The organism is Rhodococcus sp. Q1, assembly GCF_004153645.1.
GTDB lineage: Bacteria > Actinomycetota > Actinomycetes > Mycobacteriales > Mycobacteriaceae > Rhodococcus > Rhodococcus gordoniae.
This window is the reverse complement of the sequence record NZ_SDMJ01000007.1, coordinates 121,037-143,385: the sequence shown is the minus strand read 5'-3', so window position 1 is coordinate 143,385 and position 22,349 is coordinate 121,037. Positions and strand designations below refer to the sequence as shown.

20 protein-coding genes, 1 tRNA gene and 1 other RNA gene are annotated in these 22,349 nt (G+C 68.2%); 10 read left to right on the top strand and 12 right to left on the bottom strand.

The window, feature by feature from the left end; translation table 11 throughout:
• Positions 1-16 precede the first annotated feature (16 nt).
• Together EQ874_RS19275 and EQ874_RS19270 are read left to right on the top strand one after the other, a co-directional pair.
• Complete coding sequence (locus EQ874_RS19275; protein WP_129977786.1) at positions 17-1,744, top strand: ABC transporter ATP-binding protein; 1,728 nt, start codon at positions 17-19, stop codon at positions 1,742-1,744.
• Positions 1,741-3,630 carry an ABC transporter ATP-binding protein gene (locus EQ874_RS19270; protein WP_129977785.1) on the top strand — a complete coding sequence of 630 codons (1,890 nt, stop codon included), beginning with the start codon at positions 1,741-1,743 and terminating at the stop codon, positions 3,628-3,630. The genes EQ874_RS19275 and EQ874_RS19270 overlap by 4 nt, the downstream gene beginning before the upstream one ends.
• Before the next feature lie 114 nt (positions 3,631-3,744).
• Here the strand turns inward: EQ874_RS19270 and EQ874_RS19265 are convergent, their stop codons facing one another.
• Positions 3,745-4,626, bottom strand: coding sequence for a LysR family transcriptional regulator ArgP (locus EQ874_RS19265; RefSeq protein WP_129977784.1), 882 nt, complete (start codon positions 4,624-4,626; stop codon positions 3,745-3,747).
• Between the two features lie 72 nt (positions 4,627-4,698).
• On the opposite strand from EQ874_RS19265, the gene EQ874_RS19260 reads away from it, so the two are divergent.
• Positions 4,699-5,301 (top strand): LysE/ArgO family amino acid transporter, encoded by a 603-nt coding sequence (locus EQ874_RS19260; protein ID WP_129977783.1) that lies wholly within the window; start codon positions 4,699-4,701, stop codon positions 5,299-5,301.
• Here EQ874_RS19260 and EQ874_RS19255 read toward each other — a convergent pair.
• The gene (locus EQ874_RS19255; RefSeq protein WP_207213589.1) at positions 5,288-6,178 is read right to left on the bottom strand and encodes a cation diffusion facilitator family transporter; all 891 of its coding nucleotides are present in this window, start codon (positions 6,176-6,178) and stop codon (positions 5,288-5,290) included. The two genes, EQ874_RS19260 and EQ874_RS19255, sit on opposite strands and share 14 nt — an antisense overlap.
• Before the next feature lie 36 nt (positions 6,179-6,214).
• Positions 6,215-6,634, bottom strand: a complete 420-nt coding sequence (locus tag EQ874_RS19250; RefSeq protein WP_129977781.1) for a pyridoxamine 5'-phosphate oxidase family protein — start codon at positions 6,632-6,634, stop codon at positions 6,215-6,217.
• A gap of 149 nt (positions 6,635-6,783) precedes the next feature.
• Here EQ874_RS19250 and EQ874_RS19245 point away from each other — a divergent pair, with 149 nt between their 5' ends.
• From EQ874_RS19245 to tgt, 3 genes are all read left to right on the top strand, one after another.
• Complete coding sequence (locus EQ874_RS19245) at positions 6,784-9,525, top strand: calcium-translocating P-type ATPase, PMCA-type (RefSeq protein ID WP_129977780.1); 2,742 nt, start codon at positions 6,784-6,786, stop codon at positions 9,523-9,525.
• Positions 9,526-9,764: 239 nt separating this feature from the next.
• Positions 9,765-10,901, top strand: coding sequence for an MFS transporter (locus EQ874_RS19240; protein ID WP_242496823.1), 1,137 nt, complete (start codon positions 9,765-9,767; stop codon positions 10,899-10,901).
• On the top strand, positions 10,898-12,160 hold the full coding sequence (gene tgt, locus EQ874_RS19235) for a tRNA guanosine(34) transglycosylase Tgt (protein ID WP_016932893.1): 1,263 nt from the start codon (positions 10,898-10,900) through the stop codon (positions 12,158-12,160). Before EQ874_RS19240 ends, tgt begins: the two co-directional genes overlap by 4 nt.
• 18 nt (positions 12,161-12,178) lie before the next feature.
• Here tgt and EQ874_RS19230 read toward each other — a convergent pair whose 3' ends face one another.
• The 5 genes from EQ874_RS19230 to EQ874_RS19210 all read right to left on the bottom strand — a co-directional run bounded on the left by EQ874_RS19230 (position 12,179) and on the right by EQ874_RS19210 (position 16,775).
• Positions 12,179-12,910, bottom strand: coding sequence for a queuosine precursor transporter (locus EQ874_RS19230; RefSeq protein WP_129977778.1), 732 nt, complete (start codon positions 12,908-12,910; stop codon positions 12,179-12,181).
• 125 nt (positions 12,911-13,035) lie between these two features.
• Positions 13,036-13,791 carry an RDD family protein gene (locus EQ874_RS19225; RefSeq protein ID WP_064062909.1) on the bottom strand — a complete coding sequence of 252 codons (756 nt, stop codon included), beginning with the start codon at positions 13,789-13,791 and terminating at the stop codon, positions 13,036-13,038.
• Between the two features lie 111 nt (positions 13,792-13,902).
• On the bottom strand, positions 13,903-14,847 hold the full coding sequence (locus EQ874_RS19220) for a hypothetical protein (RefSeq protein ID WP_064062868.1): 945 nt from the start codon (positions 14,845-14,847) through the stop codon (positions 13,903-13,905).
• 68 nt (positions 14,848-14,915) lie between these two features.
• Positions 14,916-15,866, bottom strand: coding sequence for a tRNA glutamyl-Q(34) synthetase GluQRS (gluQRS, locus tag EQ874_RS19215; RefSeq protein WP_129977777.1), 951 nt, complete (start codon positions 15,864-15,866; stop codon positions 14,916-14,918).
• A 9-nt stretch (positions 15,867-15,875) separates the two neighbouring features.
• The gene (locus EQ874_RS19210; protein WP_129977776.1) at positions 15,876-16,775 is read right to left on the bottom strand and encodes a LysR family transcriptional regulator; all 900 of its coding nucleotides are present in this window, start codon (positions 16,773-16,775) and stop codon (positions 15,876-15,878) included.
• A 123-nt stretch (positions 16,776-16,898) separates the two neighbouring features.
• On the opposite strand from EQ874_RS19210, the gene EQ874_RS19205 reads away from it, so the two are divergent.
• Positions 16,899-18,287 carry an MFS transporter gene (locus tag EQ874_RS19205; protein ID WP_129977775.1) on the top strand — a complete coding sequence of 463 codons (1,389 nt, stop codon included), beginning with the start codon at positions 16,899-16,901 and terminating at the stop codon, positions 18,285-18,287.
• On the top strand, positions 18,284-19,021 hold the full coding sequence (locus tag EQ874_RS19200) for a 3-hydroxybutyrate dehydrogenase (protein ID WP_064062864.1): 738 nt from the start codon (positions 18,284-18,286) through the stop codon (positions 19,019-19,021). Before EQ874_RS19205 ends, EQ874_RS19200 begins: the two co-directional genes overlap by 4 nt.
• Before the next feature lie 103 nt (positions 19,022-19,124).
• Here EQ874_RS19200 and EQ874_RS19195 read toward each other — a convergent pair whose 3' ends face one another.
• Both EQ874_RS19195 and EQ874_RS19190 read right to left on the bottom strand, forming a co-directional pair.
• On the bottom strand, positions 19,125-19,709 hold the full coding sequence (locus tag EQ874_RS19195; RefSeq protein ID WP_129977774.1) for a TetR/AcrR family transcriptional regulator: 585 nt from the start codon (positions 19,707-19,709) through the stop codon (positions 19,125-19,127).
• Between the two features lie 52 nt (positions 19,710-19,761).
• The gene (locus tag EQ874_RS19190; RefSeq protein ID WP_064062862.1) at positions 19,762-20,427 is read right to left on the bottom strand and encodes a YoaK family protein; all 666 of its coding nucleotides are present in this window, start codon (positions 20,425-20,427) and stop codon (positions 19,762-19,764) included.
• 141 nt (positions 20,428-20,568) lie between these two features.
• On the opposite strand from EQ874_RS19190, the gene EQ874_RS19185 reads away from it, so the two are divergent.
• Positions 20,569-21,648, top strand: coding sequence for a DUF1524 domain-containing protein (locus EQ874_RS19185; protein WP_129977773.1), 1,080 nt, complete (start codon positions 20,569-20,571; stop codon positions 21,646-21,648).
• Positions 21,649-21,692: 44 nt separating this feature from the next.
• Here EQ874_RS19185 and EQ874_RS19180 read toward each other — a convergent pair whose 3' ends face one another.
• Both EQ874_RS19180 and EQ874_RS19175 read right to left on the bottom strand, forming a co-directional pair.
• Positions 21,693-21,956, bottom strand: coding sequence for a hypothetical protein (locus EQ874_RS19180; protein ID WP_016932882.1), 264 nt, complete (start codon positions 21,954-21,956; stop codon positions 21,693-21,695).
• Positions 21,957-22,041: 85 nt separating this feature from the next.
• A tRNA-Ser gene (locus EQ874_RS19175) sits at positions 22,042-22,129 on the bottom strand.
• 117 nt (positions 22,130-22,246) lie between these two features.
• Here EQ874_RS19175 and ffs point away from each other — a divergent pair.
• Positions 22,247-22,341, top strand: an RNA gene (gene ffs, locus EQ874_RS19170) — signal recognition particle sRNA small type.
• Positions 22,342-22,349: the final 8 nt, after the last annotated feature.

Here is a 22,349-nt window from a genome sequence, read left to right as displayed (position 1 = left end):
GGGTAGCGTGATGCCCATGTTGCTACGGCTGTTGCGCCGCTTCATGGCGCCCTACCGGGGTGCCCTCGCGGGGGTCGTACTCCTGCAGCTGATCGCCACCGGGGGCATGTTGCTGCTCCCGAGTCTCAACGCCGACATCATCGACAACGGCGTGGCGACCGGGGACATCGATTACATCGTGCGCACCGGTCTGGTGATGCTCGGCATCGGCGCCGTCGAGATCGGGGCCGCGATCGGTGCCGTCTACTTCGCGGCGCGTGCCGCCATGGGCTTCGGCCGCGACGTGCGACTCGCGCTGGTCCGCAGCGTCGGGCAGTTCTCGGCGCGCGAGTTCGGGACGTTCGGTGCCCCGTCGCTGATCACCCGCAACACCAACGACGTGCAACAGGTCCAGATGCTCGTGCTCATGACCTGCACCATCGTGGTGACCTCCCCGATCATGGGGATCGGCGGCGTGATCATGGCGATCCGTCAGGATCCCGGCACCTCGCTGGTGCTGGTCGTCGCCGTGCCGGTGCTGATCTTCACGATGATCACCCTCATCGCCCTCATGCTTCCCGGCTTCCGGGTGATGCAGAAACGCATCGACTCGGTGAACCGGGTGCTGCGTGAGCAGATCACCGGCATCCGAGTGATCCGGGCGTTCGTGCGCGACGAGACCGAGAAGGCCCGCTTCGACGGCGCCAACGACGACCTCACCGCGACCGCCCTGCGCGTCGGACGAGTGAACTCCGTGCTGTACCCGGCGGTGCTGCTGATCTCGAACGTGAGCACCGTGGCCGTGCTGTGGGTCGGCGCTCACCGTATCGACGCCGGTGCGATGCAGGTCGGCTCCATCACCGCGATGATCACCTACATCGCCCAGATTCTCATGGCCGTGCTCATGACGTCGTTCGTCGCGATCATGGCGCCGCGCGCCACGGTCTGCGCCGAACGCATCCTCGACGTCCTCGACACGGAACCGACGGTCACGTCGCCCGCCGAACCCGTCCGTGAACTCCCGCCCCGCGTCACCCTCGAACTGCGAGGCGCGGGCTTCTCCTATCCGGGCGCCGACGCCCCCGTGCTGAGCGGGGTGTCGTTCCGCGCCGATCCCGGTTCCACGACCGCGATCATCGGCGGCACCGGCTCGGGCAAGAGCACCCTGATGCGGCTCGTGCCGCGCCTGATCGACGTCACCGCCGGGCAGGTGCTCGTCGCGGGTGTCGATGTCCGGGCGCTCGACACCACCGTGCTGCGCTCACGCATCGCCGTGGTGCCACAGAAGGCGTACCTGTTCTCCGGGACCATTGCCGACAACCTCCGGTACGGGCGCGCCGACGCCACCGACGACGAACTGTGGCACGCCCTCGAGGTCGCGCAAGCGGCGGACTTCGTCCACAAGAGCGAGGACGGGCTGAACACGGTCCTGGCCCAGGGCGGCACGACCGTCTCCGGCGGGCAACGCCAGCGACTCGCGATCGCCCGGGCCCTCGTCCGCCGGCCCTCCGTCTACCTGTTCGACGACGCCTTCTCCGCACTCGACCCGGCGACCGACGCCCGGTTGCGGGCCGCGCTCGAGCCCGAGACGCGCGATGCATGCGTGCTCATCGTCGCGCAGCGGGTCTCCACGGTGCAGGACGCCGATCGCATCGTCGTCCTCGACAACGGCGTCATGGTCGATTCCGGGACGCATCTGGGGCTGCTCGGCCGGTGCCGGACGTACTCGGAGATCGTCGAGTCGCAGAGGATGGCCACGGTATGACGACTCCGGAAGCCGCGGCGCCGTCGCGTGTGCGCACCGTCAGCCGGGTGCTCGGTCTGCTCCACCCGCAGCGTTACGCCGTCTACTCGGTCCTGTTCTCCGCCTTCCTCGGGGTCGTGAGCATGTCGGTGGCGCCCTTCGTCCTCGGCCGCGGCACCGACGTCATCTTCGACGGGGTGGTGGGCATGCAACTGCCCGCCGGCCGGTCCAAGGAGGAGGCCGTCGCCGGTCTGCGCGCCGAAGGACGCGACCAGTTCGCCGACATGGTCTCGGGTATGGATGTGGTGCCCGGGCTCGGCATCGACTTCCCGGCCCTCGGCCGGATCCTCGTCATCGTGCTCGCGCTGTACCTGCTCTCGTCCGGCCTGATCTGGGTCGCCGCCTACGGCCTCAACGAGATCGTGCAGCGCGTCGTGCGCGACATGCGGTCGCGGGTCGAACGCAAGATCCACCGGCTTCCGCTGCGCTATTTCGACACGCATTCGCGCGGCGACCTGCTCAGCCGCGTCACCAACGACATCGACAACGTCTCGGCGGGCATGCAGGAGTCCATCTCCCAGCTCGTCCTCGCGGTCCTGACCCTGTTCGGGCTCGTGGTGATGATGCTGTACATCTCGCCGATGCTGGCGGTGGTCGCGATCCTGACCGTCCCGGCGTCGGTGGTGGCGACGGTGATCATCGCGAGGCGCTCGCGCAAGCACTTCGCAGCGCAGTGGGAGACGACCGGCAAGCTCAACGGTCAGATCGAGGAAGCCTTCACCGGACACGAGCTCATCACCGCCTACGGCCGGACGGAAGAAGTGCAGCGGCGCTTCACCGACACCAACGAATCGCTGTACCAGGCCTCCTATCGGGCGCAGTTCGTGTCCGGTCTGGTGATGCCGTTCGTGACCTTCCTCGGCAACATCGGCTACGTCGTCATCGCGGTGCTCGGTGGTCTGCGGATCGCGTCGGGCACCGCGACGCTCGGTGAGATCCAGGCGATGATCCAGTACTCGCGACAGCTCGTGCAGCCGCTCGCGCAGATCGGCGCGATGGTCAACCTGCTGCAGTCGGCGTCCGCGTCGGCCGAGCGGGTGTTCGCCGTGCTCGACGAACCGGAGGAGGAACCGGAGGTCGCGGCGCCGACGATGCCGTGGAGCCGGCACGGCCTCGTCGAGTTCGAGAACGTCGCGTTCTCGTACACCCCCGACCGGCCGCTCATCGAGAACCTGTCGTTGCGGGCCGAGCCGGGCCAGATGATCGCGATCGTCGGCCCGACGGGCGCCGGCAAGACCACCCTCATCAACCTGATCCTGCGGTTCTACGAGGTCGACGCGGGACGGATCCTCGTCGACGGCGTGGACATCCGCTCGATGTCCCGCGACGAGCTGCGCTCGCGCATCGGCATCGTCCTGCAGGACACCTGGCTGTTCGGCGGCACCATCCGCGAGAACATCGCCTACGGCAATCCGTACGCCACCGAGAACCAGATCATGTCGGCGGCCCGGATGAGTTACGTCGACCGTTTCGTGCGGGCCCTGCCCGACGGCTACGACACCGTCATCGACGAGGAGAACGACGGCAACCTCAGTGCCGGTGAGCGTCAGCTCATCACGATCGCGCGGGCGTTCGTGTCCAAGCCGTCGATCCTCATCCTCGACGAGGCGACGAGTTCCGTCGACACCCGCACCGAACTGCTCGTCCAGCAGGCCACCGCACGGTTGCGCGACGACCGCACCAGTTTCGTCATCGCCCACCGCCTGTCGACCATCCGCAACGCCGACCGCATCGTGGTGATGGAGGACGGACGGATCGTCGAGCAGGGCACGCACGAGGGGTTGCTCGAGGCGTCCGGCGCGTACGCGCGGCTGTACGACGCGCAGTTCAAAGCACTCGTGGAGTGACCGCGGCAGGCTTCGGCGGCGTCCCGGCCACGGGCGATATCCCTGTGCGGGGCAGACGATCCCGGTGGTGTGCTTCGTGGACGGCCGCGCGACCGGAACCGCGTCTGCCGAATTTCAGTGCAGCACTTCGAGTGCGGTGCGCCGCACCGTATCGGTCAGTGCGTCGAGCACCGGTGAGTCCAACCGCCACCGCTGCCAGTACAGCGGCACGTCGATCGGGTCGTCCGGTGCCAGGCTCACGAGATCGGTCGTGCCGGTGACCATCGCATCGGGAAGCATGGCCCAGCCCAGACCCAGCCGCGCCGCGTCGACGAATTCGAGGGCGCCCGGAACGTAGGTGCGGGGAGGGTCCGTCTTCCGGCGGGTCCGTGTGCGGACGAACCGATCCTGCATGTCGTCCTTGCGGTCGAAGGCGAGCATCGGGGCCTCGCGCAGCGCGGCGGGGGTCATGCCTCCGGAAAACCAGCGGTCGGCGAAGTCGACGCTGGCCATCGCGTGATAACGCATGGCGCCGAGCTTCTCGGACGTGCATCCCTGCACGGGTTCGGGGACGGAGGTGACCGCGGCCATGGCGGTGCCGTCGCGCAGGAGATTCGTCGAATGGAACTCGTCCTCCCGGTGCAGTTCGAAGAGGGCGCGATATCGCACGGGCATCCGGGCCAGAGCCCGAAGCAGCCAGGTGGACATGGAATCGGCATTGACGACGAGGGGGATCGTGGCGTAGTTCCCGGCGTCGGCTCCGAATCCGAGTTCTTCGGAAGCATCCTGTTCGAGTCGGGCGACCTGCCGGGCGAGCCGCATCACCACCTCACCGGCCGAGGTCGCGGTCACCGGGCGGGTCCGCCGCAGCAGCACCCGACCGACGTGTTGCTCCAGCGACTTGATGCGCTGACTCACCGCGGAGGGTGTGACGCGAAGAACAGCCGCCGCACCGTCGAAGGTGCCCTCGTCCAATACCGCTGCAAAAGTGCGAAGTTGAGCGAAGTCGAGATCCATATGAAGGAACTCTAATGTAGCTACAGCAAAATCAATTGTTCTTATCTCGGCAGGGTTCCTAGCGTCGATGCCATGTCACTCGTCGCCGCCGGATTCGTCACAGGTCTGTCCCTCATCGTCGCCATCGGCGCGCAGAACGCCTTCGTCCTGCGCATGGCCATCGCGCGACGACATGTACTGCCTGTGATCGCGGTGTGCGCGATATCCGACGCGCTGCTCATCACCGCGGGCATCGCCGGGATCGCGACGATCCTCGACCGCGCACCCAGCGCGATCGACGTGATCCGTTGGGGAGGTGCCGCTTTCCTCATCTGCTACGGACTCTTCGCGGCACGTCGTGCGCTGAAGCCGTCCGCGTTGTCCGCCGCTCCGGGCGGCGCCGTGACCATCGGCGCGGCCCTGCTGACCTGCCTAGCGCTGACCTGGCTCAATCCCCACACCTATCTCGACACCGTGCTCATGCTCGGATCGGTGGCCAACCACTACGGCAATCCCGGACGCTGGTGGTTCGGTGCCGGGGCGATCACCGCAAGCGTCGTGTGGTTCGCCGCCCTCGGCTACGGTGCCCGTTATCTGCGCGCCTGGTTCGCCAAGCCTGCCTCGTGGCGCATCCTCGACGGCGGCGTGGCGGTACTCATGCTCGGTCTCGGCGCGGGCTTGATCACGTCCGCGTGATCCCGCCCGGCCGCCCGGACTCGGCCGGTGCCCGGGTGGGTTCGAGATGGCTGAACACGACGACGCCGGGCAGCGCTTCGGCGAGGTCCGCCTCGATGCGGTCGAGCAGGTCGTGCCCGGCCCGCACCGTCCATTCGCCCGGCACCCGCACCGTGAGGTAGACGAAGCGCTGGCGTCCCGATTCGCGGGTCCGCGGGGGCAGGATCGTCACCTGTCCCGGTTCGCGGTAGCGGTCGAGGACGGCGTTGACCGCCGTCACATCCTCCGCCGGCAGGACCGCGTCGAGCATGCCCACAACGGCCTGTCGCACCAGCCCGAATCCGATCCGCAGGATGTTCAACGCGACGAGGATCGCCACGATCGGGTCGAGCACGTCCCAGCCCGACAGTGCGACGAGCGCGACGCCGACGAGCACGCCCGCCGAGGTCCACACGTCCGTCAGCAGGTGCTTTCCGTCCGCGACCAGCGTGATCGACCGGTGTGCGCGTCCCTGTCGGATCAGCAGCAGACCCACCACGAGATTGAGCGCCGAGGATGCGGCCGACAGGACGAGGCCGATGCCGACCTCGGTCACAGCCTGCGGTGAGATCAGGCGCTCCACCGACGTCCACAGAATCGCTGTCGCGGCAGCGAAGACCATGGTGCCCTCCACCGCGGCGGAAAAGTATTCGGCTTTTCCGTGCCCGAAGTCGTGGTTCTCGTCGGCGGGTTTCGCGGCGAGGCGCAGCGCCGCGAGGCCGACGAGCGCCGCCACGAGGTTGACCCCGGATTCGAGCGCGTCCGACAGCAGACCCACCGATCCCGTGATCCATGCCGCCGACGCCTTCAGCAGCATCGTCGCGAGCGCGGTCGCCACCGAGAGCAGCATGAACCGCATCAGCAGTCGGTGCTGCTGCACAGAGGGTGCCACTGCTCAGCGCTGGACGAGCGTGAGCCGCATCCCGGTGAGATCGGTGGCCTTCAACGCGACGTAGTCGTACTTCGGGGTGGGAACCCACGGGGTCAGTCCGAGGGCGTCGATCCTCGCCGCATCCTCGAAACTGCGCAGGACCCGGGCGTGTCCGTGCAGCACCACGCTCCACGCCGAGTCCTCGTGGATCTCGTCGACCTCGAACGCGACCTGCGAGTACACCGCCAGTTCGGACAGCTTGCTGCCCTCACCGCTGCGGAAGTACACCGTGCGCTCGTCGACGACGTAGTTGACGGGATAGATCTCCGGCCGCCCGTCCACGACGGTGACGAGCCGACCCACCTTGCCCGTCGCGAGCAGGTCCCAGCACTGGTCCTCGTCGAGCGGGACGACGGGATCGTCGGTGTTCGGGTTGTCGCTCATCGCGTTCACTCCTCCGGTTCCGCTGCCGTATCCAGCACATCACGAACCGGCTTCCGGCGCAGTGGAACGCTCCGGCGGTTACGGTGAAACCGGCCGTCAGGACCGCGTTCGCCCGATCCGCCGAGAGCAGCCCCGAATGAGGAGTGCCGATGCCCGCACAGGCTCCCGCGACCACCTCGAGTTGGCACACCCGCGACGCGGCCGACGTGGCCGAGGCGTTCGCGGTCGACCCGCAACGCGGATTGAACGCGGAGGAGGTCGAGCGGCGCCGCGACGAGCACGGCCCGAATCTGCTCGACGAGGCGAAACGGGTTCCGACCTGGCGGCGGGTGCTGTCGCTGCTCGCCGACAAGATGACGCTGGTACTGGTTGTGGCGGCGGTGGTCAGCGCCACTGTCTCCCGTGAATGGGAGACCTCCGTCGTCATCTTCGCGGTGATCGCGCTCAACACCGTGCTGAACTATGTGCAGGAATCGCGGGCCGAGAGCAGTCTCGCGGCGCTGAAGAAGATGTCGGTGTCCACCAGCCGGGTGCTGCGCGACGGTCGCGGGACGGAGGTGCCCCGCGCCGAACTCGTCCCCGGCGACGTGGTGCTCCTCGAGGCCGGCGACACCGTCCCGGCCGACGGCCGTCTCGTCACCGCCGTCCGGTTGCAGGTCGCCGAGGCCGCGCTCACCGGCGAATCCCAGCCGGTCGACAAGCAGGTCGATGTCGTCGACGATCCCGATGCGCCGCTCGGCGACCGCACCGACATGCTGTTCATGAACACCGAGGTCACGCGGGGACGCGCTGCGATGATCGTCATCGGAACGGGTATGCGTACCGAGATGGGCGCCATCGCAACCCTTCTCGGGTCGGCCGGCACCGAACAGACACCACTGCAACGACGCATCGGTCAGCTCGCCCAGACCCTGACGATCATTGCGATCGTGACGGTGGCGCTGGTGTTCGTCCTCGGTCTGCTGCGGGGACAGTCGTGGTCGGATCTCCTCGTCACCGCCGTGTCGCTCGCGGTCGCGACGATTCCCGAAGGGCTCACGGCCGTGGTCGCATTCACCCTCGCGATGGGTGCCTCACGCCTCGCCGCCCGCGGTGCCATCGTCAAACGGCTCGCCGCGGTCGAGACGCTGGGCAGCACCACCCACATTTGCACCGACAAGACCGGCACCCTCACGCTCAATGAGATGACGGTGCAGCGTCTGCTCGTCGCCGGTCGCGCTTTCCGTGTCACCGGCACCGGTTACGGAACCGACGGCAAGATCCTCGTCGGCGACGGCCTGCCCGCACCGGATTTCACGGACGCACTGCTCGGTATGGGTCTGTGCAACGACGCGACGGTGAGGAACGGAGTGCTCGTCGGCGATCCCACCGAGGGCGCTCTCGTGGTGCTCGCCGAGAAGGGGGGTATCGACGTCGAGGGTGCGCGCGCCGCGCTGAACCGCATCGCGGAGGTGCCGTTCGACTCGGATTACAAGTACATGGCCACCTTCCACACCCTGCCGGGCGGCGGATACCGCTGTTTCGTGAAGGGGGCCCCGGGCGTGCTGCTCGACCGGGCCGTGTCGATCGCCGGTTCCGCCGGTCCGATGCCGCTCGACGACGACGGTCGCGCGAGGATCCGACGGGCTGTGGAGTCACTGGCGTCGGAAGGCCTGCGCACCCTCATGATCGCAGGTCGCAATCTCGATGCCGTCCCGCGTGGTGACACGGATGCCCTGCAGGAGAAGGTGTCCGGCCTGACCGTCCACGCGGTCGTCGGCATCGTCGATCCGCCGCGAACCGAGGCCGAGGATGCCATCGCCGTGGCCCACGAGGCGGGCATCGCGGTGCACATGATCACCGGTGACCATCTGGTGACGGCCTCCGCGATCGCCGAGGAACTCGGGATCCGCGGGTCGGCGGCCTCCGGCGCCGACCTCGACACACTCACCGATGACGAACTGCGCCAGAGAGCACAGGAATTCGGTGTCCTCGCCCGCGTGGCGCCCGAACACAAGATCAGGTTCGTCGAAGCGCTGCAGGCCGACGGGCAAATCGTCGCGATGACGGGCGACGGCGTCAACGACGCTCCGGCGCTCGAACAGTCGGACATCGGTGTCGCGATGGGCATCACCGGCACCGACGTCTCCAAGGGCGCCGCGGACATGATCCTCACCGACGACAACTTCGCGACCATCGTCGCCGCGGTCGCCGAAGGACGCGGAATCTACGACAACATCATCAAATTCGTGAAGTTCCAGCTCACCACGGCGTGGGGCTTCGTCCTGATCTTCCTGACGGCCGGTGTACTCGGCCTCGCGGGCGGGGCACCCTTCAGTGCGTTGCAGATCCTGTGGGTGAACATCATCATGGACGGACCGCCGGCCCTCGCGCTCGGTGTCGATCCGACCGCCCCGGACGCGATGAGGCGACGCCCGCGCCCCGCCCACGAGGCCCTGCTCGAACGCTCCCGGGTGCAGCGCATCCTCGGGCTCGGCATCGTCATGACGGCCGGCACCGTCGCGGTTCTGCATTTCGGCCCGGAACTGTTCCCCGACAGCGCATCCGACCCGCTGTTCGCGACCACCCTGGCGTTCACCACGTTCGTCTTCTACCAGATCTTCAACCTGTTCAACGTGCGCTCGGATCTCGGATCGGTGTTCTCGGCGCAGACGTTCACCAACCACACCATCTGGATCGCGATCGTCGCCGTCGTCGTTCTCCAGATCTGCGTGGTGCAGCTCGGCGCCCTGCAGGGATTCATGGACACCACCTCGCTCACCTCCGAGCAATGGCTGCTCGCGGTGGCCGTCGGCTCGACGGTGCTGTGGGTGGACGAGGCCGGCAAGTTCGTCGCGAGGAGGCTCGAGGCGCGCAGAGCCGAACGGGCGGATACGACCTTCCTCACCTGACGATCCCGAGATGGCGCAACTCACGTCGTCGTGGGAAGAAGTGAGTGGCCGGACTGCCCCAGAATGGAAGCTGCCCATGCGCCGCTCCCCGAGGGCGCCCTCGTCCCGGGCCGCACGACGTCCGGCTCCGGGGCCATCGACGATCGAAGGTTTCCTCACCGATGACCACCACGGCTTCCGGCCGCCCCATCGACGATCCTGCCCACGCCGACTCCGGACATCCTGCGCGCACGCTGGTGATGTGGGCGCTCGCCCTCGGTGGGTTCGGTATCGGAACCACCGAGTTCGTCGCCATGGGGCTGCTCCCCGAGATCGCGACGAGCATCGGGGTCTCCGAACCCACCGCGGGTCACGTCGTCTCCGCCTACGCGGCCGGTGTCGTCGTCGGTGCCCCGCTGATCGCCACGATCGCCGCACGCGTCCCGCGCAAGACACTGCTGGTCGCGCTGATGGTCGCGTTCACCCTCGGTAACGCCGCAACGGTGCTGGCCCCGAACTACGGCTTGCTCGTCGCCTCCCGGTTCGTCGCCGGCCTGCCGCACGGTGCGTACTTCGGGGTCGCCGCGCTGGTCGCGGCGCATCTCGCCGGACCCGGTCGCCGCGCGCGGGCGGTGTCTCTGGTGATGATGGGGCTGTCGGTGGCGAATGTCGTCGGGGTGCCCGCCGCCTCGTGGCTCGGCATGGCGCTGGGCTGGCGCGCGGCGTTCGTGCTGGTGGCGGTGCTCGGAGTGGCCACCGTCGTCGCTCTCGCGGCCTGGGTGCCGACACTGTCGATACCGACGACCAGCGTGCGGGTCGAACTCGGGGCGCTGAAGAGCAGCACCGTCTGGCTCACCCTCGCGGTGGCCGTCATCGGCTTCGGTGGCGTGTTCGCCGTGTACACCTACATCAGCACGACGCTGACCGACGTCGCCGGAGTGTCGAGATCGCTCGTGCCGGTCGCGCTGATGCTCTTCGGAGTGGGCATGGTCGTCGGCAACGCCGTCGGCGGCCGTGTCGCCGACCGCGGGGTGATCCCCGGCGTCTTCGCGTCGATCACCTCGCTCGCGGTGCTGCTCGCGCTGTTCGTCGCCGCAGCCCACAACCCCTGGACCGCCTTCGTGATGGTCTTCGGTCTGGGTGTCGGATGTGCCGCGGTGGGTCCGGCCCTGCAGGTGCGGTTGATGGATGTCGCGGAGGACGCCCAGACGCTCGCGGCGTCGCTCCACCACGCGGCGTTCAACCTCGCCAACGCGTTCGGGGCGTGGATCGGCGGGGTCGTGATCGCCGCCGGATTCGGCTACACCGCTCCCGCCGCGGTCGGCGTGCTGCTGGCCCTGGCCGGCGTCGCCGTGTTCGCGGTCTCGGTGTGGCGACATGATTGGATACGGAAGTGACCGATCCCAGCATTCCGACCCCGTCCGATCCATTCTTCACCGTCGGAGCGCGTCTCGACAACGGACTCGGCCGCACCGGCACGATCCACACCCCGCACGGGGACATCCGGACGCCGGCGTTCGTCCCGGTGGGCACGAAGGCGACCGTCAAGGCGGTGCTGCCCGAGACGATGGCCGAGCTCGGCTCCCAGGCGCTGCTCGCCAACGCCTACCACCTCTATCTGCAACCCGGTTCCGACATCGTCGACGAGGCCGGCGGGCTGGGACAGTTCATGAACTGGCCCGGCCCGACCTTCACCGACAGCGGCGGTTTCCAGGTCATGTCGCTCGGTGCCGGTTTCAAGAAGGTCATCGCGATGGAGTCCGTGGGCGTCCAGAACGACGAAGTCATCGCCAAGGGCAAGGAACGGCTCGCGCACGTCGACGACGACGGGGTGACCTTCAAATCGCACCTCGACGGGTCGCGGCACCGGTTCACCCCCGAGGTGTCGATGCGTATCCAGCACGAACTCGGTGCCGACATCATGTTCGCCTTCGACGAACTCACGACACTGATGAACACGCGCGGCTATCAGGAACGCTCGCTCGAACGCACCCAGGCGTGGGCGGTGCGGTGCATCGCCGAGCACGAGAAGCTCACCGCCGATCGTGCCCACCGTCCCTATCAGGCGTTGTTCGGGGTCGTGCAGGGCGCGCAGTACGAGGACCTGCGCCGACAGGCCTGCCGGGGCCTCGAATCCATCGTCGGTGAGACCGGCCGCGGGTTCGACGGCTACGGCATCGGCGGTGCGCTCGAGAAGCACAACCTCGGCACGATCGTGCGCTGGTGCACCGAGGAACTGCCCGAGCACAAGCCGCGGCACCTGCTGGGCATCAGCGAACCCGACGACGTGTTCGTCGCCGTCGAGCACGGTGTCGACACCTTCGACTGCGTCAATCCTTCGCGCGTCGCGCGCAACGCCGCGATCTACCACCCGGACGGCCGGTTCAACATCAACACGAGTCGCCACCGGCGCGACTTCACGCCGATCGACGAGAACTGCGACTGCTACACCTGCCGGAACTACACGCGCGCGTACATCCACCACCTGTTCAAGGCGAAGGAGATGCTCGCCTCGACGTTGTGCACGATCCACAACGAGCGGTTCACGGTGCGGCTCGTCGACGACATCCGGACGAGCATCGAGAACGGCACCTTCGCCGAGTTCAAGACCGAGACCCTGGGCCGGTTCTACGCGAGCCGGCGTCAGGAGGCCTGAGTCATCGGGCGTGACCCGTCACGCGTAGGACGGTTCGCGCTTCTTGACGTACGCGATCGCGCGGTAGGTCACCGGAAGCACGATGATCTCGACCAGCGTCTTCCACAGGAATCCGACGACCACGAAGTTGACGAAATCGCCCCAGGTCGTGATGCCGATGACGCCCGCGGCGATCGAGCAGAAGATCAGGGTGTCGGCGAACTCGCCGACGACGGTCGACCCGATCAGACGCGCCCACAGGTACTTCTCCCGCGTGCGCTCCTTGATCAGGACCAGGACGTACGAGTTGAGCAGCTGCCCGACCGCGTATCCGGCGAGTCCGGCGATCAACATCCGGGGCACCACCCCGAGCACGTTCTCGAAGGATTCCTGCCCGGTATAGAAGTCGGCGGGCGGAAGCTGCTGCGTGAGCCAGAAGCACAGCGCGGACAGCGCGACCGCCCCGAATCCGTAGAACACCGCGCGGCGGGTGGCTGCGAAGCCGTACACCTCGCTGAGTACGTCGCCGAGGATGTAGGCGAGGGGGAACAGGAAGAATCCGCCGTCGGTGATGATCGGCAGGATCTGCAGCGGACCGAACCCGAGTTCGGAGTCGGTGAAGAAGGCGATGCCCTTCGTCGCGGAGATGTTGGAGATCATCAGCACCGCGGTGAACAGCACGACGATTCCCGTGTACGGGCTGCGGCTCACGCGTGCGAAGGCGGCGTGGTCGAAGAGGGCGGGGGAGGTGTTCGGTCCGTGCTCGGTCACCCGGACATCCAAGCATCACGACGTGCCGATCACGAAGTTGCGGACCGTCTGTACGTGCGCGAACACCCCAAATGTGACGAACGGGCCCCGTCCGCTCGAGGACGGGGCCCGTGACACGCGTGAGATCAGGACTTGCGGACCTGGGTGCCGCCGGCGAACTTGTCGTGGAAGCCCTGCTTGTTGCCGTCCTGCTCGATGGTGACCGCGATACCGATGTATGCGGCGAACGACAGCAGACCGACGAGGAAGCCGAGCAACGGGATGCCGGTGAGGATCTGCAGCGCGACGAAGGCGTTGCGCTTGGCGGCCTGCTCGAGGGTGGGGTTGCCGCCCGCGGGACCGGCGACCGACAGTCCGAGGAGCTTCTTGCCGAGGGTCGCGCCCTGGGTGGACTCCATGTAGGTCCAGTAGCCGAAGGCGACGACACCGCTGACGACCGTCATGAAGAAGTTCACGAAGCCGCTTCCGCCGCTCGCGAGGAGCATGACCACGCTCAGGATCCCCATGGGGATGCCGACGATGAGGCCGTCGATGATGCGGGCGCCGAAACGCGGCAACAGCTGCCCCGGGGTGCCGGTGCCGAAGTTCGGGCCGGGGAATCCCGGGCCTCCACCGAACTGGTCGCCCGCCGGCGCCCCGTACTGAGGTGCGCCGTACTGGGGTGCGTCGTACCGAGGAGCTCCGTTCTGCGGTGTTCCGTACTGGGGTGCGCCGTACTGAGGTGCGCCGTATTGCGGGGCCCCGTTCTGGGGCGCACCGTACTGCGGGAACTGCTGGGTGTAGTCGGACGGTGTGCCACCGTACGAGGGGGAACCGCCACCGGGGTATCCACCCGGAACGTGGGGGTCCTGCGGAGGTGGTGGGTATCCGCCTGTCGTCAAAATGTCTCCCTTGTCGCGATCGGCATGGCAACGCGCCACGGTACAGCGTGCCGTGGCGCGTCGGTAGATGCCTCGGGGGGGTGTGCGACGGGAGGGCGCCGTCGAGCCGGGTCAGGCCGCTACGGGACCACCCGTGGTGACCCGGTAGGCGTACGTGACGGCGATGATCGACACCGGCACCGTGACCAGCAGGCCGATCAGGCACAGCAGAGCACCGAGAAGGTTGAGGCCGAACAGTGCGAGTGCGAGCAGGAACAACGTCCCCGCATTCGATTTCACGGCGTTGACACTCGACTTGATCGCGGTGACCGCGTCCTGGTTGCGATCGATGACGAACTGCATCGTCCACCACGCGAAGAACGCGAACACCAGGCCCGGAATGATGCACAGCACGAGACCGATCGTCGTGCCGATGCCCACGAGCAGGCCCGCGACGATGACCGCGGCGATCGGGCCGATCTGCAGGAACGTGCCGAATGCGGGCCGTTGCCCGTCCGTTTCGGCCAGTGCCCCGCGCACGAAAGCGGCCTGGATCAGGTAACCGACGATCGCGGAGACGATGCTGCCGACGATGCTCAGGGCGGAGAACTCGGTCGTGTCGCCGGTGAAGTCGAATCCGTTGAAGATGCCGCTGATCAGGCCCTGGATGACGAACGCGACGAGCATGAAAATGATCCACACGCCCGCGTTGCCGCTGAACTTGGACCAGCCGTAGGAGATCGCGTCGCCGACACTCAACTGGTTCGTGGGCGGCCCACCGAAGTTTCCGGCGCCGTACGCGCCCGGCGGAGGCGGATAATTGCCCCCCGACGGTGGGGGCGGATAATTCCCCGGCGGCGGGTAGGACCCACCCGGCGGTGGGTAGTTGCCACCCGAGGGTGGGGGATAGTTACCCGGCGGCGGGTAGTCACCGGGCGGCGGGTAATTTCCGGGCGGCGGATAGTTCCCACCCGGCGGGGGAGTGCCACCGCCCGACGGCGGCGGATAGCCGCCGGGCGGCGGATAACCACCCGGCTTCTGCGGATCCTGATTCGGGTCGTAACCACCGGTGGTCATCGCTGCCTCTCGTCTCCGGGTTCGGACACTTCCGAGAGAGTACGTACATCACACGGGATCTGCATCCGCTATGTCCGCGTCGTGTCCTGTCGGATGCCTTCCCCCGCCGGCGTGAAGACCCACGGATCACGGGGAAGTCGCACGGGATTCCAGCGGTCCAGCAACAGTTCCGGCGACACGGGCTCGCCGGGGTCCGCAAGACGCAGCGACACGGCGATCGTGCCCAGCACGTCGGCGGCCGTGTGGCCGAGCGCGAGCTGATCGCCCAGCGTCACCGCACCGTCCCTCTTGGCCAGTCGCTTGCCCTCCTCGTTGAGCGCGAGCGGCACGTGCGCGTAGACGGGCTCCGGCAATCCGAGCAGGTGTGCGAGACAGGCCTGTCGGGGGGCGGAGGTGAGCAGGTCGTCGCCGCGCACCACCTGGTCGATGCCCTGGTCGGCGTCGTCCACCACCACGGCGAGGTTGTAGGCGGGGGTTCCGTCGTTGCGGCGCAGGACGAGATCGTCGACGATGCCCGTGAAATCCCCGTGCAGCAGGTCGTGGACCGTGAACCACTCCTCGGACGCCCGCAACCGGATCGCGGGGGCACGGCCGGAGGCCCGGCGTTCGGCGCGCTGCTCGTCGGTGAGGCCGCGGCAGGTGCCCGGATAGGCGCCCGCAGGAGCGTGGGGCGCGGAGGTGGCCTCGAGGATCTCGCGTCGGGTGCAGTAGCACTCGTAGGTCAGGCCGGCCTGCTCGAGCCGCGCGATCGCCTCGTCGTACAGACGCAGGCGACGGGATTGGTGGACCACCCGGCCGTCCCAGTCGAGGCCGATCGCCGCGAGGTCCGCGAGTTGACGTTGCTCCGCACCGGGACGCACCCGGTCGAGATCCTCGACGCGTATCAGGAACCGGCGGTTCGTCGACCGCGCGAACAACCACGCCAGGACGGCGGTACGCAGGTTGCCGAGGTGCAGGTCGCCCGAGGGGCTCGGGGCGAAGCGGCCCGCTCCTGCCTCGTCCTCGCCCGAAAGTGACACCCGTGCACTCTAGCGAGCGGCACCCAGGAGCACCGCTCGCTGGGCATGGGTGACCTCCCGGATCGCCGCAACCGCCGCCGCGACCTCCGGCCGGCGCAACGTCTCCGAGCGTGCGACGAGCCAGTAGGCCAGACGTGCCTCGACCTCGCCGGGCAGGATCCGGACGAGGTCGGGGTGCCGGTCGGCCATGAAGCACGGCAGCAGACCGAGGCCTCCGGCAGCACGGGTCGCCTCGACGTGCACGAACACGTTCGTCGAGCTGATCGAATCCTGCATGTCGGGGGCGATACGTCGCGCCACGTCGAGGTCGTCGACCTGCAGCATCGAGTCGATGAAGTACACGAGGGTGTGTTCGCGCAGGTCGCGGACCGACGACGGGGAGCCGTGCGCGGCGAGATAGTCGCGCGAGGCGTACAGACCCAGGGTGTAGTCGGCGAGACGGTGCGCTTCGGCGCGGTGCACCTGTGGCCGTCCCACGACCACCTCGACGTCCATCCCGGATCGTTGCTGCGAGGCGCGACGGGTGGTGGCGACGATCTCGACGGAGATACCCGGGTGGCGTTGCCGGACGAGCGCGCCGGCCGGGGCTGCGATGTACGCGCTGAAACCGTCGGTGGCGGAGATGCGCACGACGCCTTCGAGTCGGCGCTCGCCGCTCGGGTTCCGCAGTCGCCCGACCGCGGCTTCGATGCGTTCGGCGGCGTCGAGGGCCTCGCGGCCGAGATCGGTCAGTTCCCAGCCCGCCGCCGACCGGGTGAGCACGCGACCGCCGAGGCTTCGCTCCAGTGCAGCGATCCGGCGGGAGATCGTCGTGTGATTGACGCCCAGGTCGTCGGCCGCGCTGGTGAACCTTCCGCTGCGCCCGACGGCGAGCAGGACGAGGAGGTCATCGGCCGAGGGCACGCTCATATGTGCAGTTTCGCAGATTGTGTCTGCGAATCGCGTCATTGTGAATGCATATGTGCGTATCGATACTCGGCATATGCGTGTGGAAGTGTTCCCCGTCACAGATCGTCCCGGGAGGGTGCAGCAATGAGCGTCGAACAGGCACGAACGGATGGGCCGGAGAGTTCACAGTCGGCATTGCGGAGGGTCGTCGGTGCGTCCATGGCGGGCACCGTCGTCGAGTGGTACGAGTTCTTCCTCTACGGAACCGCCGCCACCCTCGTCTTCGCCAAGGTCTTCTTCCCCGACGGCGGCAACGAACTCGACGCGATCATCGCGGCGTTCGTCACCTATGCGGTGGGTTTCGTCGCGCGGCCGCTCGGCGGAATCGTCTTCGGTCATTTCGGCGACCGGTTCGGGCGCAAGCAACTGCTGCAGACCAGCATCATCATGGTCGGCGTCGCGACCTTCCTCATGGGCTGCCTGCCGACCTTCGGTGCCATCGGCTACTGGGCCCCGGCGCTGCTCGTGACGCTCCGGTTCATCCAGGGCTTCGCAGTCGGCGGTGAGTGGGGCGGCGCAGTGCTGCTGGTCGCCGAACACAGCCCCGACCGGTCGCGCGGGTTCTGGGCCTCCTGGCCGCAGGCCGGCGTGCCGATGGGCAACCTCCTCGCGACGATCGTCCTGCTCGTCCTCACCACGACGCTGCCCGAGTCGGCCTTCCTGTCGTGGGGCTGGCGCGTCGCGTTCTGGCTCTCCGCCGTCATCGTCCTGATCGGTTACTACATCCGCACCAAGGTCACCGACGCCCCGATCTTTCTCGAGGCGCAGCAGGAGGCCGAGCAGCTGAAGGAGACCTCGTTCAACGTCTTCGAGGTGCTCCAGCGTTACCCGCGTGGCGTCTTCACGGCCATGGGCCTGCGGTTCGCCGAGAACGTCATGTACTACCTCGTCGTCACCTTCTCGATCACCTACCTGAAGGTCGTCGTCGGTGCCGACACCAGCCACATCCTGTGGTGGATGCTCGCCGCCCACGCCGTGCACTTCGTGGTCATCCCGGTGGTCGGACGCCTGTCGGACACGCTGGGGCGACGCCCCGTCTACATGATCGGTGCCGTCACCGCCGGTGCCTGGGGCTTCCTCGCCTTCCCGATGATGGACACCGGCAACAGCGCATGGATCGTCTCGGCGATCGTCATCGGACTCGTCTTCCACTCGTTCATGTATGCGGGGCAGCCCGCGATCATGGCGGAGATGTTCCCGACCCGCATGCGCTACTCGGGTGTCTCGCTCGGCTACCAGGTCACCTCGATCGTCGCCGGGTCGCTCGCCCCGATCATCGCCGCGAGCCTCCTCAGCCGCTTCGACTCGTCGGTCCCGATCTCCTTCTACCTGCTCGGCTCGTCGCTGATCACGATCGTCGCGGTGATCGTGGCACGTGAGACGAAGGGCATCTCGCTGCGCGACATCGACGCCGCGGACGCGGAGACGGTGGCCCAGGAGAAGGCCGCCGAGAACGCCGGGGTCTCCGCATGAGGGCCCGCACCGCACTCGTGACCGGCGGTGCCGGCGGGATCGGGGCGGCCTGCGCCCGAGCCCTCGCCGGTCGGGGAGTCCGAGTGACCGTCGCCGACGTCGACGAGGTCGCCGCGAAGACGCTCGCCCACGAGATCGGGGGAGAGGCGTGGGGCGTCGACCTGCTCGACACCGACGGCCTCGACGGTCTCCGCCTCGACGTCGACATCCTCGTCAACAACGCCGGCATCCAGGTCGTTCGGCCGGTGGAGGACTTCGCCCTCACCGACTTCCGCCGCATCCAGACGCTCATGGTCGAGGCGCCCTTCCTGCTCGTGAAGGCCGCGCTGCCCGGCATGTACGAGCGGGGCTTCGGCCGGATCGTGAACATCTCATCGGTCCACGGGCTGCGTGCCTCGGCCTTCAAGGCCGGGTACGTCACCGCCAAACACGGCCTCGAAGGGTTCTCCAAGGTCGTCGCGCTCGAGGGCGGTCCCCGCGGTGTGACGAGCAACTGCGTCAATCCGGGTTACGTCCGTACCCCGCTGGTGGAGAAGCAGATCTCGGAACAGGCCCGTGCACACGACATTCCGGAGGATCGCGTGCTCTCCGAGGTGCTGCTCACCGATCAGGCGGTGCCCCGGCTGGTCGAGCCGGAGGAGGTGGCCTCGCTCGTGTCGTGGCTGGTCTCCGACGAGGCCGGGATGGTCACCGGCGCGTCGTACACGATGGACGGCGGCTGGTCGGCCCACTGACCGCGGGGCGGTCGGTCGATCACTGACCGCGGGGCGGTCGGTCGATTACCGACCCGCTGCGCGACCGTATTCCCGACCCGCGTCCCGGATTCCGGGGCGCGGGTCAGTGCGCGTCGGCGCCGTCGAGGACGAGCTGGACCTGGGCGTGCAGAGCGTGGGTCAGATACTCCCGCGGGTACAGATCGGGGCCGGCCGCCGCGTCGAGCGCGAGCCCGTTCGCGGCCGAGAGCAACAGGGCGGCCCGGGTCTCCGGGTCGGGTGTTCCCGCGCGGATCAATACGCGCGCTATGCCCGTGCGGATCGTGAACAGGGTGGCGGTGCGGATGGCGCTCAGCGTGGGGGAGGTGACCGCCCGCACGGCGAACGCCGACATCACGTGGACCTCGCTGTCGCGTTCCTCGTCGAGCGGGAGCAGCTGGCTCAGCGCGGAGAACAGGGTGCGCGCCGGATCGATGTCGGGATCGACGTTCGTCAACCGGTTCAGCACCCGGTCCGAGAGGGTGCGGAACGAGTACGCGAGCATCTCGTCCTTGGTCGGGAAATGGTGTTGCACCGCCCCGATCGAGACCCCTGCCTCGTTGGCCACCTCCCGCACGCTCGCCGCGTCGAGACCGTTGCGCGCGGCCACGTCGAGCAGGGCCGCGGCGAGCCTTGTGGGGCTGGTGGTGACGTAGGGGCGCGTGCGCATGGGGAGCACCGTAACCGAGCTCTCCACCGTACGAACGTACGGGGGGCGGGAATCACACCCCGCCGGTGAGCTCGTGATCGGAGAGGAAACGGACCGAGAGCGTCAACGCGGCCGCGAACGCCGCTGCGATCCACAGGGCGTGCAGCCCCAGCACCCTGTGGGCGAGCGCGCCGAGAACCGCGCCCGTCACCAGGCCGCCCCACAGACCCAGATAGGGCAGCCAGCTCCAGCGCGGACCACCGAAGAACGCCGCCGCGATCCGCTGCCCGATCTTGACCAGCGCGCCCGTCATGTAGGTGAGCGCGACGGTCGTCTCCCCGTGACGGCGGAACACCGAGTTCTCCGTTCCCATGGCCAGCGTCATCGCGATCACGGCGACCGGTGTCCAGCCTGCGAACACGGCGGCGGCTCCGATCGTCAGCAACACCGTCACCGTCGCGAGGACCGCGGTCTTGCGCGTCCGCCGGTCGCGGTCGGTCGATTCCGCCACGACGCTGCCGAGGATCACCCCGAGCACGAAGAGCGCGAGCACACCGCCGATGAGGGCCACCGTCTTCCACGTGCCGTCTGCCGTGCCGACCGCGAGACGGGTGGAGTTCCCGCTCATGAACGACACGAAGACACCGCCGAGGGTGATGAAACCGAGGGCGTCGATGAACCCTGCGAGAGAGGACAATGCGATCGCGAGTCCCTGCAACTGCCTGCCGTAACCGACCACAGGACGATAGTAGGAACCGTGTCGACCGGGACGACGTCGGCAGCAGTTACCGAGACACTTACGTGCTGTAACGACCGGGCGCCGTGAACGCGATGGACAAGGCGGAGCCGTCCGGCACCGTCGTTCTCAGGAGTTCTCCCGATGTCCTTGCCCCGCTTGTCGTCCCGGCTGTCCCTTCTCGTCGTCGCGACGGTCGTGGGTCTGACCCTCTCCGGTTGCGACTCGACCGTCGAAGACACCGCCGTCGCGCCGGCGGCGACCTCCGAACAATCCCCGGCACCGAGTTCGGAGACCTCCACGACGACGCCGTCCGGCACGACACGCCCCACGTCCGCGAGCGCCCCGAGCCCCGCTGACCGGAGCCCGGCCGCCCCGGCGGCCTCGTCGGATGCCCTGGCCCGGCTGGCGGCCCTGCCGATCAAGGGCCGCGCACCCAAGACCGGCTACAGCCGCGACCTGTTCGGTCAGGCGTGGAGCGACGACGTGTCGGTGGAGTTCGGGCGCAACGGCTGCGACACCCGCAACGACATCCTGCGACGCGACCTCGTCGACATCGTCTACAAGTCCGGCACCCGCGACTGCGTCGTGGCGTCGGGAACCCTGAACGACGTGTACACCGGGACGACGATCGCGTTCACGCGCGGACAGGACACCTCCACCGCGGTGCAGATCGACCACGTCGTCGCGCTGTCCGACGCGTGGCAGAAGGGCGCGCAGCAACTCGACGCAGGCACCCGGGCCGATTTCGCCAACGATCCGCGCAATCTCCAGGCGGTGGACGGGCCGACCAACCAGCAGAAGAGCGACGGCGACGCCGCCACCTGGCTGCCGCCGAACCGCGCCTACCGCTGCACGTACGTCGCGCGGCAGATCGAGGTCAAGGCGATCTACGGGTTGTGGGTGACGCAGGCCGAGCACGATGCGATGGCACGGGTCCTCACCGAATGCGGAGGAGGAATTCCTGCCGGCGCAGCGCCCGCCGTCGTGCCCACGACCACGACGGCCCCGGCCCCTGCTCCGGCACCCGCCCCTGCTCCGGCACCGGCACCCGCTCCCGCAGAGCCCGCACCGGTGGCGCCTGCGCAGCCCGCCGCTCCGGCGAGTGTGTACTTCGAGAACTGTTCGGCTGCCCGGGCCGCGGGAGCGGCGCCGCTGTACGCGGGGCAGCCCGGCTACCGCCCGAAGATGGACCGCGACGGCGACGGCGTGGCCTGCGAGTAGCGCACCGCAGCGCCTGCGAGTAGCGCACCGCCGCGATCTCCCGATCAGCTGAAGCGGTCGGTGAGATTGCGGCGCATGCGGTGGAGATCGCGGAGTTGGGCGGCCAGCCGCTCGACCTCCGCGTCGAACCGGCGCGCCCGGTCCACGGCGCCCACCCGATGCTCGGCACGGGCCTTCTGCCCGGTCCTCTCGATGGTCGTGGACAGCTCGTCGATCTCGCGGTCCAACATCTCCACCCAGACCGAAGCCTGCTCGTGGTCGGCGTCGCCGGAGAGCGGGAAATTGTCGTCCGCGGTCACGAGACGCATCGTGCCCGAGATCGGCCGGGCACGCGAACACAGGGGGTGAAAAAGCAGAAACCCCGTGGGACGCTGTGCGTCCCACGGGGTTCCGTGGCGGAGGATAGGGGATTTGAACCCCTGAGGGCGTTAACCCAACCCGCGTTCCAGGCGAGCGCCATAGGCCACTAGGCGAATCCTCCGTGGGGAAGCATACCGAATGGTGACCCCAAGTTGCCAAACGGGCACGTCGCACCCGGAATCCGAGGGCTCTGCGGGGGCTGGTTCGCCGCGGGGGCACACGTTCCTCTACACTTGCCGATGGATCCCGCGCGGCGCGCATCCTGTGAACTCCCCCAGGGCCGGAAGGCAGCAAGGGTCAACGGGCTCTGCCGGGTGCGCGGGGTCCTCTTAATTTCCGCC

Excerpts from the sequence above, each read along its gene's own strand:
- EQ874_RS19275 (WP_129977786.1), top strand. The coding sequence starts at position 17 with ATGTTGCTACGGCTGTTGCGCCGCTTCATGGCGCCCTACCGGGGTGCC.
- EQ874_RS19270 (WP_129977785.1), top strand. The coding sequence starts at position 1,741 with ATGACGACTCCGGAAGCCGCGGCGCCGTCGCGTGTGCGCACCGTCAGC.
- EQ874_RS19265 (WP_129977784.1), bottom strand. The coding sequence starts at position 4,626 with ATGGATCTCGACTTCGCTCAACTTCGCACTTTTGCAGCGGTATTGGAC.
- EQ874_RS19260 (WP_129977783.1), top strand. The coding sequence starts at position 4,699 with ATGTCACTCGTCGCCGCCGGATTCGTCACAGGTCTGTCCCTCATCGTC.
- EQ874_RS19255 (WP_207213589.1), bottom strand. The coding sequence starts at position 6,178 with ATGCGGTTCATGCTGCTCTCGGTGGCGACCGCGCTCGCGACGATGCTG.
- EQ874_RS19250 (WP_129977781.1), bottom strand. The coding sequence starts at position 6,634 with ATGAGCGACAACCCGAACACCGACGATCCCGTCGTCCCGCTCGACGAG.
- EQ874_RS19245 (WP_129977780.1), top strand. The coding sequence starts at position 6,784 with ATGCCCGCACAGGCTCCCGCGACCACCTCGAGTTGGCACACCCGCGAC.
- EQ874_RS19240 (WP_242496823.1), top strand. The coding sequence starts at position 9,765 with ATGTGGGCGCTCGCCCTCGGTGGGTTCGGTATCGGAACCACCGAGTTC.
- EQ874_RS19220 (WP_064062868.1), bottom strand. The coding sequence starts at position 14,847 with ATGACCACCGGTGGTTACGACCCGAATCAGGATCCGCAGAAGCCGGGT.
- EQ874_RS19210 (WP_129977776.1), bottom strand. The coding sequence starts at position 16,775 with ATGAGCGTGCCCTCGGCCGATGACCTCCTCGTCCTGCTCGCCGTCGGG.
- EQ874_RS19205 (WP_129977775.1), top strand. The coding sequence starts at position 16,899 with ATGAGCGTCGAACAGGCACGAACGGATGGGCCGGAGAGTTCACAGTCG.
- EQ874_RS19200 (WP_064062864.1), top strand. The coding sequence starts at position 18,284 with ATGAGGGCCCGCACCGCACTCGTGACCGGCGGTGCCGGCGGGATCGGG.
- EQ874_RS19195 (WP_129977774.1), bottom strand. The coding sequence starts at position 19,709 with ATGCGCACGCGCCCCTACGTCACCACCAGCCCCACAAGGCTCGCCGCG.
- EQ874_RS19185 (WP_129977773.1), top strand. The coding sequence starts at position 20,569 with ATGTCCTTGCCCCGCTTGTCGTCCCGGCTGTCCCTTCTCGTCGTCGCG.
- EQ874_RS19180 (WP_016932882.1), bottom strand. The coding sequence starts at position 21,956 with ATGCGTCTCGTGACCGCGGACGACAATTTCCCGCTCTCCGGCGACGCC.